The following is a 15,630-nucleotide window of genomic DNA, read 5'->3' on the forward strand; positions in this document are numbered from 1 at the left end:
GAACAGGACGGAGAAACAAGCGGCGGGCGCTCTCGCACCCACTTTTAAGTCAACTGCTTGACTTACTGTACGGTGCCGGTCGGGCCCCGCACACGGCACCCTCCCCGGCACCTCGCCCGGGGCCGTCGAGCTGCGGACCCGGCCGGGGGACGTAGGCTTTTCCCCCGCTGGACCCCGGCGCACCGGCCGGGGACCTGCGACGGCTCGCGGGACCGGCCTTCGCAGGGCGGAGCGCGGTCCCGGTGCGGTGGTGATCATGACGAGCAGGTCGGCGCGGGCCGAGCAGGTGCACGCGACGCGGGAACTCATCCTGACCGCGGCGGAGCGGCTGTTCGCCGAGCGGGGCGTGCACATGGTCTCCAACCGCCAGGTCAGCGAGGCCGCCGGCCAGGGCAACAACGCCGCCGTCGGCTACCACTTCGGCACCAAGGCCGACCTGGTCCGGGCCATCGTCCGCCGGCACGCGGGGCCCATCGAGGAGATCCGTGTCCGGCTGGTGGCCGGCGTCGGCCCCGACGCCGGTGTGCGCGACTGGGTGGACTGCCTGGTGCGGCCGATCCCCGCGCACCTGGCCGACCTGGACGGTCCCACCTGGTACGCGCGGTTCTGCGCCCAGGTGATGACCGACCCGGCCATGTACGAGATCATGGTCGAGGAGTCCCTGACCTCGCCCACCTTGCGGCAGGCCATCGAGGGGCTGAACCGGCAGCTGTCGGCCCTGCCCGCCGAGGTCCGGGCCGAACGGGGCGCCATGGCGCGCGAGTTGATCCTGCACATCTGCGCCGAGCGCGAGCGCGCACTGGCCGACGGCGTCCCCACCTACCGGGCCACCTGGCACGACGCGGCCACCGGTCTGGTCGACGCCCTCGTCGGCGTCTGGCTGGCCCCGGTCACCCCCACGCCCTGACACCCGCCCCCGCCGCACCCCCCGGCCGACCGCGGATCACCACGTCACCGGTTCACCCCTCGAAGGTGACGATCACCTTCTCCGCCGCCCCCGGCGTGCGCGCCAGTTCGAAGGCGCGGTCGGCCTCCTCGAACGGGACCCGGTGGCTGATCAGCTGGGCGAACCGCTCGTGGTGTTCGGCGAGTTCGGGGGTGACCTCGAAGATCTCCGTCGGGTAGCCCTGCGAGGCGATCAGGGTCAGCTCGCTGCGGAGCATCCCGCCGAGGTCGATCTCGCCCTTCTTCTGGACGGCGACCATGACCAGCTTGGCGTGCCACTTCGCGTTCGCCACCACGGCTTCGAAGACGGCCGGCGCCCCGGCCGCGTCGATGTAGATGTCGGTGCCCGCGCGGGGCTGGCCGAGCGCGTTGGCCGCCTCGCCGTGCAGTTCGGTCAGGCGCGCGGTGACGTCCTCCGTCGCCGAGTCGAGCACCGCGTCCGCGCCGACCGCGAGCGCCTTCTCCAGTCGGGAGGCGATGACGTCGGCCACCACCACGTGCTTCACCCCGCGCAGCTTCAGCCAGATCGCGACGCCGAGGCCGATGGGACCGGCGCCGAAGACGACGACCTTGTCGTCCGGACCCGCCCCGGAGCGGTTGACGGCGTGCCGGGAGACGGCCATGGGCTCGTTGAGGGCGGCCACGTCGAAGGGGACGGTGTCCGGGAACACCGCGAGGCTCCTGCCCGACTCGGCCTTCTCGACGAGCAGGTACTCGCTCATGCCGCCGTAGCGGCCGCCGCAGCCGATGATGCCGGTGGAGGCGGCCTGCGGGTTGACCACCACGCGATCACCGGGCTTGAGCGCGGTGACGGCGGAGCCCACCTCGACGATCTCGCCCGCCGGTTCGTGGCCGAGCGGGACCGGGACCAGCTCGCCGCCGAGGTGGCCGCGCGCGGGCATGCCGCCCATGTGCAGGAAGGTGACGTCGGTGCCGCAGATGCCGCAGGCGCGGACGCCCACCAGGACGTCCTCGGGGCCCGGCGCCGGCCGCTCGACGTCCACGGTCTCCACCCCGCCGGCGCCGGCGGTGCGCACGGACTTCATCGTGGTCATGAGGGGCTCTCTTTCTGGCGGCTTCCAGCGGCTTGCGGTGTCTTCCACCAGCTTCCAGCGGCTTCCAGCAGCTTCCAGCGGCTGCAAGCGGCTTCTCGCGGCGGCGTCCGGCCCGGGGAAGGGTTTGCTTGAGTCAGGCAAACATATGGGACTTACTTGAGTAACGCAAGGGAATCCCCTGCCCGGCGCGCGGAACGAGAGGATCACCTCCATCGTCATGACGGTCGTAACGCCGCGGCCCCCTGCGGGCAATACGGCGGACAAAATTGTTGACAATCTTGTTTGGCTAGATTTAGGTTCGACAGGCACTCACTCAGGGAGGGCGCAATGCCTCAGGAAGCCCGTCCGAGCACCGGGGAGCAGGCCAAGCAGCACGCGCTCGCGCAGCTGCGGCTCGCGATCCTGCACGGCGAGATGGCACCGGCGCAGCGGCTGGTGGAGAACGAGCTCGCCGAGCAGTTCGGTGTGACGCGGGCGAGCATCCGGGCCGCGCTGATCGATCTCGCGGCCGAGGGGCTCGTCGAGCGGATCCGCAACCGCGGCTCGCGCGTGCGGGTGGTGACCGTGGAGGAAGCGGTCGCCATCACCGAGTGCCGCATGGTCCTCGAAGGGCTGTGCGCGGCCAAGGCGGCCGTGAAGGCCACCGACGAGGAGCTGACCGAACTCGCCGACCTCGGCGCCGCCATGAGGAAGGCGGTCGCGGACGGCGAGCCGGTGACCTACTCGGAGCTGAACCACGGACTGCACGACCGCATCCGGGAGATCTCCGGCCAGCAGACGGCCGTGGAACTGCTGGAGCGGCTCAATGCCCAACTGGTGCGACACCGCTTCCAGTTGGCGCTTCGGCCGGGGCGCCCCCAGCAATCCCTGAACGAGCATCTGGCGATGATCGAGGCGATCACGGCCAGGGACCCGCAGGCGGCCGAGGCGGCCGTCCGCGCCCACCTCACCAGCGTGATCGAGGCGCTGCGCGACTGAGCCGCGCCGCGCGCACGCGCGAGGGGGCGGGCTCACACCTGTCCACAAGGAGACCCACGTAATGACCGACGCGCACGCGCCTTCCCCCGCACCCTCGGCCTCGTCCGGGCAGGGGGAAGCGCCGTCCACACCGCGTTCCACCCTTGTCGTCACCGCGCACGCGGGGGACTTCGTGTGGCGGGCCGGCGGCGCCATCGCCCTGGCCGCCTCCCGGGGCGAGAAGGTCACCATCGCCTGCCTGACCTTCGGCGAGCGCGGCGAGTCCGCCAAGGCGTGGCGCGAGGGCAGGAAGCTCGACGAGATCAAGGCGATACGCCGGGACGAGGCCGAGCGCGCCGCGGCCACCCTCGGCGCGGAGGTCCGCTTCTTCGACGCCGGGGACTACCCGCTCGTCGCCACCGCCGAGCTCACCGACCTGCTGGTCGCCGTCTACCGCGCGACGCAGCCCGACGTCGTCCTGACCCACCCGGTCGAGGACCCGTACAACGGCGACCACCCGGCGGCCAACCGCATGGCCCTGGAGGCCCGCGTGCTGGCGCAGGCGATCGGCTACCCGGGCGAGGGGGACATCATCGGCGCCCCGCCGGTCTTCTACTTCGAGCCGCACCAGCCCGAGATGAGCGGCTTCAAGCCCGAGGTGCTGCTCGACATCACCGAGGTCTGGGAGACCAAGCGCAAGGCCATGGAGTGCCTGGGCGCCCAGCAGCACCTGTGGGACTACTACACCGACCTCGCCGTCCGCCGCGGCGTCCAGCTCAAGCGCAACGCCGGCCCCAACCTGGGCCTGGCCCACAAGACGATGGCCGAGGCGTACATGCGCCCCTACCCGCAGATCGCGAAGGAGCTGGCATGAGCGGCGTGATCGTCACCGGCCCGCCGAAGGCCGACGCCAAGGACGTCGAGGCGCTCGCCGCGTTCGGGGTCGCCACCGTCGGCGAGGCGATGGGCCGCACCGGTCTGCTCGGCCCGGACATCCGCCCGATCCAGCAGGGGGTACGGGTCGCGGGCACCGCGGTGACCGTCCTGAGCTGGCCCGGCGACAACCTCATGATCCACGCCGCGGTGGAGCAGTGCGGGGAGGGTGACATCCTTGTCGTCACCACCACCTCGCCGTCCACCGACGGCATGTTCGGCGAGCTGTTCGCGACCGCGCTCCAGCGGCGCGGGGTGCGCGGCCTGATCATCAACGCGGGCATCCGCGACACCCAGGAACTGCGCGAGATGGGCTTCGCGGCCTGGTCCCGGGCCGTCCACGCGCAGGGCACCGTCAAGGCCACCGGCGGCTCGGTCAACGTCCCCGTCGCCGTCGACGGTCAGGTGATCCGCCCCGGCGACGTGATCCTCGCCGACGACGACGGCGTGGTGGTCGTGCCCCGGGAGCGCGCCCGCGCCGTGGCGGAGGCGTCCGAGGCCCGCGAGGCCAAGGAGGCGGGTGCCCGCGCCGCCTTCCAGGACGGTCAACTGGGCCTGGACCGCTACGGGTTGCGGGACACCCTGAAGAACCTCGGAGTCTCCTACCGGACCTACGAGGAGTACCTGGCGGACCAGGAGGAGCGGTCGTGACCGGCGGGTCCGAGGGGGTGCGCTGCCTGCTGATGCGGGGCGGCACCTCCAAGGGCGCCTACTTCCTGGCCGACGACCTGCCCGCCGACCCGGCGGCCCGCGACGAGCTGCTGCTGCGCGTCATGGGCAGCCCGGACGAGCGGCAGATCGACGGTCTCGGCGGCGCCCACCCGCTCACCAGCAAGGTCGCGGTCGTCTCGCCGTCCGCCGATCCCCGGGCGGACGTGGACTACCTCTTCCTCCAAGTGGCTGTCGACCGGGCCGAGGTGACGGATCGTCAGAACTGCGGGAACATCCTGGCCGGCGTCGGGCCGTTCGCCGTCGAGCGCGGCCTGGTCCCGGCAGGCGAGGAGCGCACCGCCGTCCGTATCCGGATGGTCAACACCGGCGACCACGCCACCGCGGTCTTCCCCACGCCGGGCGGCCGGGTGCGCTACAGCGGTGACGCCGAGATCTCCGGCGTGCCGGGCACGGCCGCGCCGGTCGTCATCGAGTTCCCGCCGGGCGAGCACCCCCTGCTGCCCACCGGCAGCACGCTCGACGTCGTCGCGGACACCCCGGTGACCTGCGTGGACAACGGGATGCCCACCGTGCTCGTCGCGGCCACGGAGCTGAAGGTCACGGGCTACGAGACGCCCAAGGACCTGGAGGAGAACCTCGCGCTCGCCGAGCGGCTGCGCGCGATCCGGCTGGCCGCGGGGCGGCTGATGGGCCTCGGCGACGTCTCGGCCGCCACGGTGCCCAAGCTCACCCTGCTCGCCCCGCCGCGCGACGGCGGTGCGATCACCACCCGCACCTTCATCCCGGTCCGCTGCCACACCTCCATCGGTGTGCTCGGCGCGGCGAGCGTCGCCGCCGGGCTGCGCGTCGAGGGCGGCGTGGGGGAGGACCTCGCACGCCTTCGGCCCGGCGACGACCGGGTCCGCATCGAACACCCCACGGGCTTCCTCGACATCGAGAGCGGCATCGGCGCCGACGCCGCCGGCCGCCCCGTGGCCCGCCGTACGGCCGTGGTCCGTACCGCCCGCAAGATCTTCGACGGCACCGTCTTCCCGCGGTCCGCCGAGACGGCTCCGCTGCCCGCACGACCCCAAGGAGGCCAAGGGTGACCCCTCCCCTCGGCGACATCGCCCACATCGGCCACGCCCAGCTGTTCACCCCCGACCTGGACGCCAGCGTCGCCTTCTTCACCGACTACCTGGGCCTCACGGTCAACGGCGGCGACGGCGACACGGTCTACCTGCGGACCTTCGACGACTACGAGCACCACAGCCTGGTGCTCACCGCCCGCGAGCAGCCCGGTCTCGGCCGGCTCGCCCTGCGCACCTCCAGCGAGGAGGCGCTCCGGCGCCGGGTGAAGGCCATCGAGGAGGCGGGCCGCCCCGGCCACTGGGTGGAGGACGAACCGGGCCTCGGCAAGGTCTACGTCACGACCGACCCGGACGGCCACGAGCACGCCCTGTACTGGGAGAGCGAGTACTACCAGGCCCCCGAGGGGCTGCGGCCCGCGCTGAAGAACCAGCCCCAGGCCAAGCCCAACCGGGGTGTCGGCGTGCGCCGCCTCGACCACATCAACTTCCTGGCCGCGGACGTCCTGGCGAACGCCGAGTTCCAGGAACAGGTGCTCGGCGCCCGCCCGACCGAGCAGATCAGGCTCGACACCGGCCGCATCGCCGCCCGCTGGCTGACCTTCACGGACAAGTCGTACGACGTCGTCTACACCTCCGACTGGACCGGCTCGGCCGGGCGGCTGCACCACATCGCCTTCGCCACCGACACGCGCGAGGACATCCTGCGCGCGGCCGATCTCGCCATCGACAGCGGTGTGTTCATCGAGACCGGCCCGCACAAGCACGCCATCCAGCAGACGTTCTTCCTCTACGTCTACGAGCCCGGCGGCAACCGGATCGAGCTGTGCAACCCGCTCACCCGGCTGGTGCTCGCCCCGGACTGGCCGCTGGTCACCTGGACCGAGGCCGAGCGCGCCAAGGGCCAGGCGTGGGGGCTGCAGACCATCGCGTCCTTCCACACCCATGGCACGCCACCGGTGAACTGACCGGGGGATCGTGGCCGGCGGCCCGTCCGCCGGCCACGCACGGGGGGTGGGCAGCGCACAGCCGTGCGCCGCCCACCCCCCTGCGTCACCCCGGGAAACCGCTTGCTCCGGCCGCGAACACCCCGTCGCGCAGATTGTCGCCGAGATTGTTAACAAAAGCGTTGACACTCAATGGCGCCGACCTTAGCGTCATGCGCACACCGGGCCGGCCGCACGAGCCGCGTCGACCCCAACTCACCGGTCCCCTCCAGGGAACGCCCTCCTGGACGAGAGGAAAACAACGATGTCCTCCTCCCCTTCGCTGTCCACCCGCAGCAGCCGTCTGGCGCTGCTGGTCGTCGGCCTGTGCTGGCTGGCCGTGCTGTTCGACGGACTCGACATGTTCATCTACGGCTCGGTGCTGCCCCACCTGCTGGAGACGAAGACGTTCGGCATCACCCCCGACAAGGCCGGTGACCTCGGCAGCTACGCCACCTTCGGCATGCTCGTCGGCGCCCTCACCGCGGGCACCGTCGCGGACCGCATCGGCCGCAAGCAGCTGATGATCGGCTGCGTGACGCTGTTCTCGCTCGCGTCCGGCCTCTGCGCGATATCGGGCAGCCTCGCCGTCTTCGGCCTCGGCCGCACCCTGGCCGGCATCGGCCTCGGCGGCCTGCTGCCCACCGCGATCAGCATGGTCTCCGACTACGCCAGGGGCGGCCGCACCGCGCTCACCATCGGCCTGCTGATGACGGCCCACCACGCGGGCGGCATCCTCTCCGCCTACGTCGCCAAGTGGCTGGTCGAGCCGGTCGGCTGGCGCGCCGCGTTCTGGGTCTGCGTGGTCCCGCTGCTGTTCGTCCCGGTGCTGCTGAAGTTCCTGCCCGAGTCGCTCAGCTTCCTCGTCGCCAAGGGCCGTACCGACGAGGCCCGCGCCCTCGCCGGCCGCTACGACGTCGAACTGCCCGCCGCGGCCGCCAAGAAGACCGCCGCCGACCGCTGGGACGCCCTGCGCGCCTTGTTCACCGGCGGCGAGTGGCTCCAGACCCTGCTGTACTGGCTCGCGTCCTTCGGCGGCCTCCTGCTGGTCTACGGCGTCGCCACCTGGCTGCCCACCCTGATGCGTGCCCAGGGCTACGCCCTCACCAACGCGCTGACCTTCGTGGTCGTCTTCAACCTCGGCGGCATCGTCGGCATGCTGGTCGCGGGCCGCGCCGCCGACACGTTCGGCGCCCCCCGCATCTCGGCCGTCTGGTTCGCGCTCACCGCGGCCGGCGTGGGCCTGCTCAGCGTCCACATGGCCACCGGCGTGACCACCCTGGTCGTCTTCCTCACCGGCGTGTTCCTCAACAGCGCGCAGACGATGATCTACGCGACCGTCTCCATCCGCTCCACCCCGGACACCCGTGCCACGGCGGTCGGCTGGACCTCGGGCATCGGCCGCTTCGGCGCCGTCTTCGGCCCCTGGCTAGGCGGCCAGCTGCTCGCCTCCGACCACGGCGACTGGGGCTTCACGGCGTTCGCCCTGGCCGGCGTCTCCTCGATGATCTTCATCGGCATCGCGGCCCTGCGCACCCCGAAGCGGCCGGTGGCGGCCCCCGCCGACCAGGCACTGGTCACCAGCCACTGACCGCCCTCGCACCACACGCGGACGGGCCGGGCTCCTCGGGAGCCCGGCCCGTCCGCGTGTGCGACAGCGGCCGAAACGCGGCGACGACCGGCGTTCAGCCCATCTGGTCCTCGGCCGACAGGTGCTCCACCGTCTTGCCGGTTTCCGTGAACGTCCGCGTCACATGGCCCGACGAATACACCCACAGAATCCGCAGCGGCCGGTCGCCGACATTGCGGAACAGATGCGGGATCGGCGACGGGATGTACGTCGTGTCGAACTGCTCCAGCTTCGTCACCTCGCCGTCGACCCACACCTCCGCCTCGCCGTCGAGGATCGTCACGTGCTCGTCGCAGTTGTGCGAGTGCAGCGGCGCGCCGGAGCCGACCGGATACACGCTCATCCCGCTGGTGATCCTGTTCTCCCCGCCCGCGGACGCCGTCGTGACCAGTGGCGTCGTGACGACGGCACCGCCCCGGTCCAGCAGGGGCACGGACGCGACCTTGATGATCGTGGTCATCCGGAGTTCTCTCCGATCTTTCAGGATTACCGCTTGCGTCGAACGACGTTAGGTCGCGCGGCCGCGAATGGGTGCCCTCCGGCGTGCAGTTTTACGTTGCATCACGAGGAGGGGTTGCGAGGAGAACCCGGCTGTACCGTCCTCTGGCATCGCATCGCACGGCTTCCGACCCGTGCTGGAAACGAGCCGGAAAGAAAAGGCAGGTATCGGCGCCATGAGGCTCCCCGTTCTCACCGAAGACGAAATGGATCCGCGGCAGAAGGAGCTGGCCGCCCGGATCGCCGGCCGCCGCGGGGCCGTCCGCGGCCCGTTCCGGGTCTGGCTGCACAGCCCGGAGATGTGTGAGCGAGCCGAGTCGCTCGGAGCCTTCGCCCGCTTCGACTGCTCCCTTCCCAAGCACCTGCGCGAGCTCACCCTGCTCATGGCCGCCCGCAACTGGGACGCCCAGTACTCGTGGAACGCGCACGTCCACCAGGCGATCGAGGCCGGCATCCCCGAGGCCGCCGTCAAGGCCGTCGCCGAGAAGCGCGAGGCGGTCTTCGAGGACGAGGCCGACCAGGCCTTCTACCAGTTCTGCCGGGAGATCCTCGACGAGCACTTCGTCACCGACGAAACCTTCGCCCGCGCCCTGGAGCACTTCGGCTCCAAGGGGCTCGTGGACACCATCGGCGCGCTCGGCAACTTCACCATGCTCGGCATGTGCCTGAACACCTTCCAGGTGGACCTCCAGGCCGACAAGGAGCCCCCGTTCCCCGACATCCGCGGCTACGGCCGGGTCGTCCCGGACGACGACGGATCACAGCCGTGACGTCCCTCAGGGACAGAGGCAAAGGCGCCGCCGTGCCCACCGGCGAGGAGCCCGCGGAGCGCGATCCGCAGGGCACGGCGCCCGGCGCCCCCGTGCTGCGGGTGCGCGGGGTCACCAAGAGCTTCGGCGGGGCCGCCGCGCTCAAAGGAGTCGACCTCGACCTGTACCCGGGTGAGATCCACGCCCTGATGGGCATGAACGGCGCCGGCAAGTCGACCCTGGTGCAGGTGCTCTCGGGCGTGCACCAGGCCGACGGCGGCACCGTCGAGGTCGGCGGGCACGTGGAGCACGGCATGACCGTGCGCCGCGCCCGCCGCCTCGGCATCGCCTCGGTGCCGCAGCGCCGCGAGCTGGCGATGGGCCTGACGGTCGCCGAGAACGTCCTGCTCGGCGACCTGCCCACCCGGGGCCGCGCCGTCCGCTGGAAGGCCGTGCGCGACGAGGCCCGCGAGGCGCTGCACGCGCTCGGCATCGACATCGACGTGACGCGCACCGCCGGCTCGCTCACCGTGGCCGAGCAGACCATGGTCGAGGTGGCGCGCGAGGTGCGCCGCGGCGGGCGGATCCTCATCCTGGACGAGCCCACCGCGTGCCTGAGCGCCGAGGCGGCGCAGCAGATCCGGACCCTGGTGCGCACGCTGCGCGACGAGGGCGTGGCCGTCGTCTACATCTCGCACTACATCGACGAGGTCATGGCCGTCGCCGACCGCGTCACCGTGCTGCGGGACGGCGCCGTGGTGCAGTCCGCCCCGGCGGCCGAGTTCGACGCCGGGGGCCTGGTCCGTGCCATGGTCGGCCGGGACGTCGTCTCCCGGCGGGCCGAGCGCCCCGGCCCGAAGGACGAGACGGGGCTCGCCGTGCGGGGCCTGACCGACGGCCGCGCCATCCGCGACTTCTCGGTCGACGTCCGCAAGGGCGAGATCGTCGCGGTCCTCGGACCCGCGGGCGACGCCCAGTCCCGCCTGTTCGACCTGCTCTCCGGGCGCCGCCGCCCCGAACACGGCGAACTCCACGTCGACGGCGTCCCGGTGCCCTTCGGCCGGGTGCGCGCCTCGCTGGCCGGCGGACTGCGCTGCGTCACCGGGGACCGGCGCGCGCTGGGCCTGGTCCAGGAGCTGTCGGTGGACGAGAACCTGATGCTCGCCGGCGACCGCTTCGCCCGGCGCCGGCTGCACCGCCGCGGACACCTCGCGCGCCGTGCCGCCCCGCTGCGCCGCACCTACGGTGTCGTCTCGCTCGCCGGGAACCCGCCGGTCGGCGCGCTGTCCGGGGGCAATCAGCAGAAGGTGCTGCTGGCGAAGTGGCTCCAGACCGAGCCCGTCGCCTGCTTCCTGGAGGACCCCACCAACGGCGTCGACATCGCCGCCATGGCCGACATCCACACGCTGGTCGACGAACTCGCCTCGCGCGGTGTCGCCGTACTGCTCGCCTCCTCCTCGCCCGAGGAGGTCATGCGGCTGGCCGACCGGGTCGTGGTCGTCAGCGCGGGCCGCACGGTCGCCGAGCACGACACCACCGCCATCACCCGCGACGAGCTCGTCGCCACCGCCCTCGGAGGTCAAGCGCAGTGACCGTCAAGACACGTCCCGAGCCGCCGGGCGTCGGCACGCCGCCCGCGGGGTCCGGACCCCGGATATCGCTGGGAGCCCTCCGCCGGATCCCGCACGTCGGCCTGATCGCCGTCCTCGCCGTCGTGGTGATCTTCACCGCGGCCCAGAGCGAGACCTTCGCCACCGACCGCAACATCCTCAACATCCTCGGCCAGATCAGCGTCAACGCCGTGCTCGCGGCGGGCCTGACGCTGCTGATGACCGCGGGCGGCATGGACTTCTCGATGGGCAGCAACGTCGCCGTCACCGCCGCGGTCACCGCCAAACTGATCGCGCACGGGCACGCCACTCCGCTGGCGGTCGTCGTCTCGCTGCTGCTCGGCACCGCGCTCGGCCTGGTCAACGGGGTGGTGGTGACCTTCACCAAGGTCGCGCCGTTCGTCGTGACGCTGGCGACCGCGACCCTGCTCGACGGTGTCGCGCTGCTGGTGCACGACGGCAACACCATCTCCATCGGCCAGCACATGTTCACCTTCGGCAACGAGAAGGTCCTCGGGGTGCCCTGGCTGCTGATCGTGGCGGTCGTCGTTCTGGTGGCCACGGCCCTGGTCATGCGGTTCACCGTGTTCGGCCGCGACGCCTTCGCCATCGGCGGCAACGAGCACGTGGCGCGGCTCAGCGGCATCAACGTCACCGCCCGCAAGCTCACCCTGTACGGCCTGACCGGCCTGCTCTCCGGCCTCGGCGGCGTGATGCTGCTCGCCCGGCTCGGCTCCAGCAGCCCCGGCTCCACCGCGGGGCTCTCCCTTCAGCTCTCCGTCGTCGCCGCCGTCGTCATCGGCGGGACCTCGCTGGCCGGCGGCCATGGCACCGTGCTCGGCACCGCGCTCGGCCTGGTCCTGCTCGGGGTGGTCGCGAACGCGCTCAACCTCCTCGACTTCTCCAGCAACTACCAGCCGGTCTCGGTCGGCGCGGTCCTGCTCATCGCGGCCATCGCCAACGAGATGCACAAGGCGCGCGCCGCCCGGCATTGACGACCCCGTATGCGCGGCCGTACGCCCACGCGTTCCGGCCTCGGCTCCGTGCGCCCTTTTCCCGCCCGGAAGCACTGATTCCCGGCCCGTTCAGCGCGGCCTCTCCGAATTCCCTGCCCAGTCGAATTCGTGTCGCCGCACCGCATCTCCCGAGTCGCGTTCCAGGGCTCGGCCGCATTTCCCCCTCCGCTCTTTCCGAGCGTTCTCTCTGCCCGTCCTGAAAGGCGATCCACCATGAGAAGACTTTCCGCGCGCTCCCGTACGATCGCGCTCTGCGCCGCCGTCGCCACCGGTTCCCTGGTGCTGAGCGGCTGCGGCAACGACAGCGGCAGCGGCTCGTCCTCCGACGCCGTCACCCTCGGCTTCGTCAACGGCGGCGACACCAGCTTCCACACCTGTCTCCAGAAGGCGATCGAGCAGACCGCGAAGACCGAGGACGCCAAGGTCTACGCGGCCAACTCGCACCAGAACGCGGCGACCGAGACGTCCAACATCGAGGACATGATCTCCCGCAACGTCAGCGCCCTGATCGTGCAGACGGTCAACGTCGACTCCCTCAAGGGCGACATCGCCAAGGCCAAGGCCGCGGGCATCCCGATCTACCTGACCTCGGTGTCCACCAGCGACGTGAACGACATCCTCGGCGCGGCCGTCGTCGACCTGGGCAAGGCCGGCGCCCTGGACGCCGGCTGGGTCGCCAAGGACGCGGGCGGCAAGGACGTGAAGGTCGGCATCGTCGCCGGCGCCCCCGGAGCCGCCTCCGACTACCTGGTCAACGGGTTCAAGGGGGCCCTGCCCGCCACCGCCAAGGTGGTCGCCAACCAGCCCGGCATGTTCAACCCGGCGAAGGCCGCCGACGTCGCGCAGAACATGATCCAGGCCCACCCCGACCTCGACTACGCCTTCGTCGCCAACGAGGAGATGGCCTCCGCCGTCCGCAAGGCGTTCGACGCGGCCGGCCACAAGGATGTCAAGATCGTCACGGTGAACGGCACCGACGAGGGCCTGGCCGCGGTCAAGAGCGGTGACTTCTCGGCGACGGTGGCAAACTCGGCAAAGACGATCGGCGACACGGCTGTCAAGAACACCGTCGGTCTGCTGGGGAAGAAGAAGGTTGACAAGATTGCCAACATTCCTCTTGTGTTGGTCACCAAGGACAATCTGAGCGAGGCGCCCCAGTACTGCCCGAAGTAGGGCCCCACCGGGAACCGGCGCCCGCCCGGTTTGTGAATGAGCCGCACGTCCGTCGTCGCGCCGCCCTCAGTCCTGGCCGAGCCGCTGCCAGGACATGAGGCGGGGGAGCCGGACTCTTCGCTTCCGTTCTCGACGCCGCGGGCGGGAGCTGCTTTTCGGAGGAAAGACACATGGATCGCTTGCTCCTGATGCACAGCTTCGTCACCGTCGCACAGGTCGGCAGCTTCAGCGGGGCCGCCAAGAAGCTGGGTTCGTCGGGTTCGCTCGTGTCCCGGCACGTCGCCGAACTGGAACGCCAGGTGGGCGTCCGCCTGGTCAACCGCACCGCCCGCTCGGTGAGCCTCACCGAGCCGGGCCAGCGCTACGCCGAGTTCGCCGCCCGCATCCTCGACGAGATCGAGGCCGAAGACGCCGGCATCGCCCATCTCCACGACCGCGCCGAGGGCACCCTCAGCGTCATCTGCCCCAAGTGGATCGGCAGCCTCGACCTCGGCGACGCCATCGCCGCCTTCTCCGCGGCCCACCCGAAGATCCAGATCCGCTTCGAGCTCGGCGGCATGTCGGACCGCACCTACGACTTCCTGGACAGCGGCTTCGACGTCGCCTTCCACACCCGCGACCTGCGCGACTCCAGCGTCCGGCTCAAGAAGATCTCCTCCCTGGCGTTCGTGCTCTGCGCGTCGCAGGAGTACATCGAGCGGCGCGGCACGCTCACCCACCCCAACGACATCGCCGCGCACGACTGCCTGGTGCACCTCAACGACCCGGTCTGGCGCATCGGCCACGGCCACGCCAGCACCCTGCACAAGATCCGCAACATCGCGTTCTCGTCGAACTCGTACATCGCGCTCCAGAAGGCCGCCGTGCACGGCCGCGGCATCGCCCTGCTCCCGCAGCGCCCGGCCTACGACGACCTCGTCTCCGGGGCGCTCCAGGTGCTGCTGCCCGAGGTCACCGTGCCCGACCGGCCGTTGTACGCCATCTACGGCCCCGGGCAGGACACCCCGCGCAAGGTCAGCGTGTTCCTGGACTTCCTCGCCGAGTGGTTCTCGCAGAATCCCATTCCCGCGATCCGGTCGTAGGTCCGGTACGGGAGTTCCGGACGGCCGGCCGGGCAGTTCCGTCCGGCCGGTCCGGGCAGTTCCCCAGGGCCGTGCGGGAGTCGCGCAGGGCCGGTCCGGCCGCTGCGCGGGGGCCGGTCCGGCGCAGGGGGCGGCGGTCGCAAGAAACGATTGCACATTCCGTAGAGCTCGGGCCGTTGAGGCCGTCGCCGCTCGAAATCTACGCTCACCAGGCGACCCGCGAAACGAGGAACCATGGGAATCCAGAGAATCGAATCGGTCACCTACAGCATCGACGACCTCGACGAATGCGTCCGGTTCTTCGAAGACTTCGGGCTGCTGCTGGTGGAGCGGACGGCCGACCACGCCGTCCTGGAGACGCTCACCGGACAGACCCTGCACCTGGAGACCGACCCCGACGGGCGGCTGCCGGCCCCCGTGGAGGACGGCCCCACGCTGCGCGAGGTGGTCTGGGGCGTGGACACCGACGAGGAGCTGACGCGGCTCGTGGCCGCGGCCGGCAAGGACCGGGAGATCCGCGAGAGCGCCGACGGCGTCCACCACACCGTGGACGAGACCGGCTTCGGCGTGGGCCTGACCCGCGCCCGGCCCCGGCCCGCCCCGGTCACCCCCCGGCCCGCCAACGCCCTCGGCAACGTCACCCGCTGGAACACCGCGCTGGAGTCCATCCCGCAGGTGCACCCGCTGCGGATGTGCCATGTGGCGCTGAACATCCCCAAGCAGGGCCGCGAGGAGGCCGTCGGCTTCTACACGGACCGGCTCGGCTTCCGCCCGACCGACGTCGTGGAACCCATGGGCGTGTTCATGCAGGCCCCGGGCGACGACGACCAGCACACCATGCTGCTGTGCCACCGGCCCGACCGCGCGGGCGTCAACCACATCGCCTACGAGGTGCCCGGCTTCGACGACGTCGTCGAAGGCGGCAACCACATGATCGAGCGCGGCTGGCGCGAGGCCCGCAAGCTCGGCCGGCACACCATCGGCTCGAACGTCTTCCGCTTCCTGCACGCCCCGTGCGGCGGGCGCGTCGAGTACGCGGCCGACATGGACCGCGTCGACGACACCTACGAGACCCGGGTGCACGAGACCACCCCGCCGCACCACATCTGGGCCCTGCGCACCAACCGCGACCAGGACGGCGCCGCCTCCTGACGGCCCGCCCCGGCCCGCGGCCCGCGCCCCGGCCCACGGCCCGCCACGCCGCCCCCGCAGCCGCCCGCCGGCTCCCGGACGGCCCGGCCGGCTTCCCACCAGCAC

The 15,630-nt window shown here is 71.5% G+C and carries 15 protein-coding genes; 13 read left to right on the forward strand and 2 right to left on the reverse strand.

Features of this window, described 5'->3' with window-relative positions; genetic code table 11:
* The first annotated feature begins 256 nt into the window (after positions 1-256).
* Positions 257-907, forward strand: coding sequence for a TetR/AcrR family transcriptional regulator (locus WN71_RS27885; protein WP_046588890.1), 651 nt, complete (start codon positions 257-259; stop codon positions 905-907).
* Positions 908-959: 52 nt separating this feature from the next.
* Here the strand turns inward: WN71_RS27885 and WN71_RS27890 are convergent, their stop codons facing one another.
* A complete protein-coding gene (locus WN71_RS27890; RefSeq protein WP_079178165.1) occupies positions 960-2,000 on the reverse strand; it encodes a zinc-dependent alcohol dehydrogenase in 1,041 nt (346 codons plus the stop codon).
* A 327-nt stretch (positions 2,001-2,327) separates the two neighbouring features.
* Between WN71_RS27890 and WN71_RS27895 the strand changes: the two genes are divergently transcribed.
* The 6 genes from WN71_RS27895 to WN71_RS27920 all read left to right on the forward strand — a co-directional run bounded on the left by WN71_RS27895 (position 2,328) and on the right by WN71_RS27920 (position 8,206).
* Positions 2,328-2,978 (forward strand): GntR family transcriptional regulator, encoded by a 651-nt coding sequence (locus tag WN71_RS27895; RefSeq protein WP_046588835.1) that lies wholly within the window; start codon positions 2,328-2,330, stop codon positions 2,976-2,978.
* Positions 2,979-3,039: 61 nt separating this feature from the next.
* On the forward strand, positions 3,040-3,831 hold the full coding sequence (locus tag WN71_RS27900) for a PIG-L deacetylase family protein (RefSeq protein ID WP_046588833.1): 792 nt from the start codon (positions 3,040-3,042) through the stop codon (positions 3,829-3,831).
* Positions 3,828-4,541 carry a 4-carboxy-4-hydroxy-2-oxoadipate aldolase/oxaloacetate decarboxylase gene (locus WN71_RS27905; protein ID WP_046588832.1) on the forward strand — a complete coding sequence of 238 codons (714 nt, stop codon included), beginning with the start codon at positions 3,828-3,830 and terminating at the stop codon, positions 4,539-4,541. Before WN71_RS27900 ends, WN71_RS27905 begins: the two co-directional genes overlap by 4 nt.
* Positions 4,538-5,650: a 4-oxalomesaconate tautomerase gene (locus WN71_RS27910; protein ID WP_046588830.1), complete on the forward strand. Its 1,113-nt coding sequence runs from the start codon at positions 4,538-4,540 to the stop codon at positions 5,648-5,650. Before WN71_RS27905 ends, WN71_RS27910 begins: the two co-directional genes overlap by 4 nt.
* Entirely contained in the window at positions 5,647-6,597 is a 951-nt protein-coding gene (locus tag WN71_RS27915; RefSeq protein WP_046588827.1) for a VOC family protein, read from the forward strand. Before WN71_RS27910 ends, WN71_RS27915 begins: the two co-directional genes overlap by 4 nt.
* A gap of 283 nt (positions 6,598-6,880) precedes the next feature.
* Positions 6,881-8,206: an MFS transporter gene (locus tag WN71_RS27920; RefSeq protein ID WP_046588825.1), complete on the forward strand. Its 1,326-nt coding sequence runs from the start codon at positions 6,881-6,883 to the stop codon at positions 8,204-8,206.
* Positions 8,207-8,300: 94 nt separating this feature from the next.
* Here WN71_RS27920 and WN71_RS27925 read toward each other — a convergent pair whose 3' ends face one another.
* Positions 8,301-8,705, reverse strand: coding sequence for a cupin domain-containing protein (locus tag WN71_RS27925; protein ID WP_046588822.1), 405 nt, complete (start codon positions 8,703-8,705; stop codon positions 8,301-8,303).
* 244 nt (positions 8,706-8,949) lie between these two features.
* Here WN71_RS27925 and WN71_RS27930 point away from each other — a divergent pair, with 244 nt between their 5' ends.
* The 6 genes from WN71_RS27930 to WN71_RS27955 all read left to right on the forward strand — a co-directional run bounded on the left by WN71_RS27930 (position 8,950) and on the right by WN71_RS27955 (position 15,525).
* Positions 8,950-9,513, forward strand: a complete 564-nt coding sequence (locus WN71_RS27930) for a carboxymuconolactone decarboxylase family protein (protein ID WP_079178166.1) — start codon at positions 8,950-8,952, stop codon at positions 9,511-9,513.
* Positions 9,514-9,545: 32 nt separating this feature from the next.
* Entirely contained in the window at positions 9,546-11,084 is a 1,539-nt protein-coding gene (locus tag WN71_RS27935; protein WP_046588887.1) for a sugar ABC transporter ATP-binding protein, read from the forward strand.
* Positions 11,081-12,097 carry an ABC transporter permease gene (locus WN71_RS27940; RefSeq protein WP_052743117.1) on the forward strand — a complete coding sequence of 339 codons (1,017 nt, stop codon included), beginning with the start codon at positions 11,081-11,083 and terminating at the stop codon, positions 12,095-12,097. The genes WN71_RS27935 and WN71_RS27940 overlap by 4 nt, the downstream gene beginning before the upstream one ends.
* A gap of 234 nt (positions 12,098-12,331) precedes the next feature.
* On the forward strand, positions 12,332-13,291 hold the full coding sequence (locus WN71_RS27945) for a sugar ABC transporter substrate-binding protein (RefSeq protein WP_046588819.1): 960 nt from the start codon (positions 12,332-12,334) through the stop codon (positions 13,289-13,291).
* A 170-nt stretch (positions 13,292-13,461) separates the two neighbouring features.
* Complete coding sequence (locus WN71_RS27950) at positions 13,462-14,373, forward strand: LysR family transcriptional regulator (RefSeq protein WP_046588816.1); 912 nt, start codon at positions 13,462-13,464, stop codon at positions 14,371-14,373.
* A gap of 234 nt (positions 14,374-14,607) precedes the next feature.
* Positions 14,608-15,525 (forward strand): VOC family protein, encoded by a 918-nt coding sequence (locus tag WN71_RS27955; RefSeq protein WP_071369888.1) that lies wholly within the window; start codon positions 14,608-14,610, stop codon positions 15,523-15,525.
* The last annotated feature ends 105 nt before the right edge of the window (positions 15,526-15,630 follow it).

The organism is Streptomyces mangrovisoli, assembly GCF_000974985.2.
GTDB classification, from domain to species: domain Bacteria; phylum Actinomycetota; class Actinomycetes; order Streptomycetales; family Streptomycetaceae; genus Streptomyces; species Streptomyces mangrovisoli.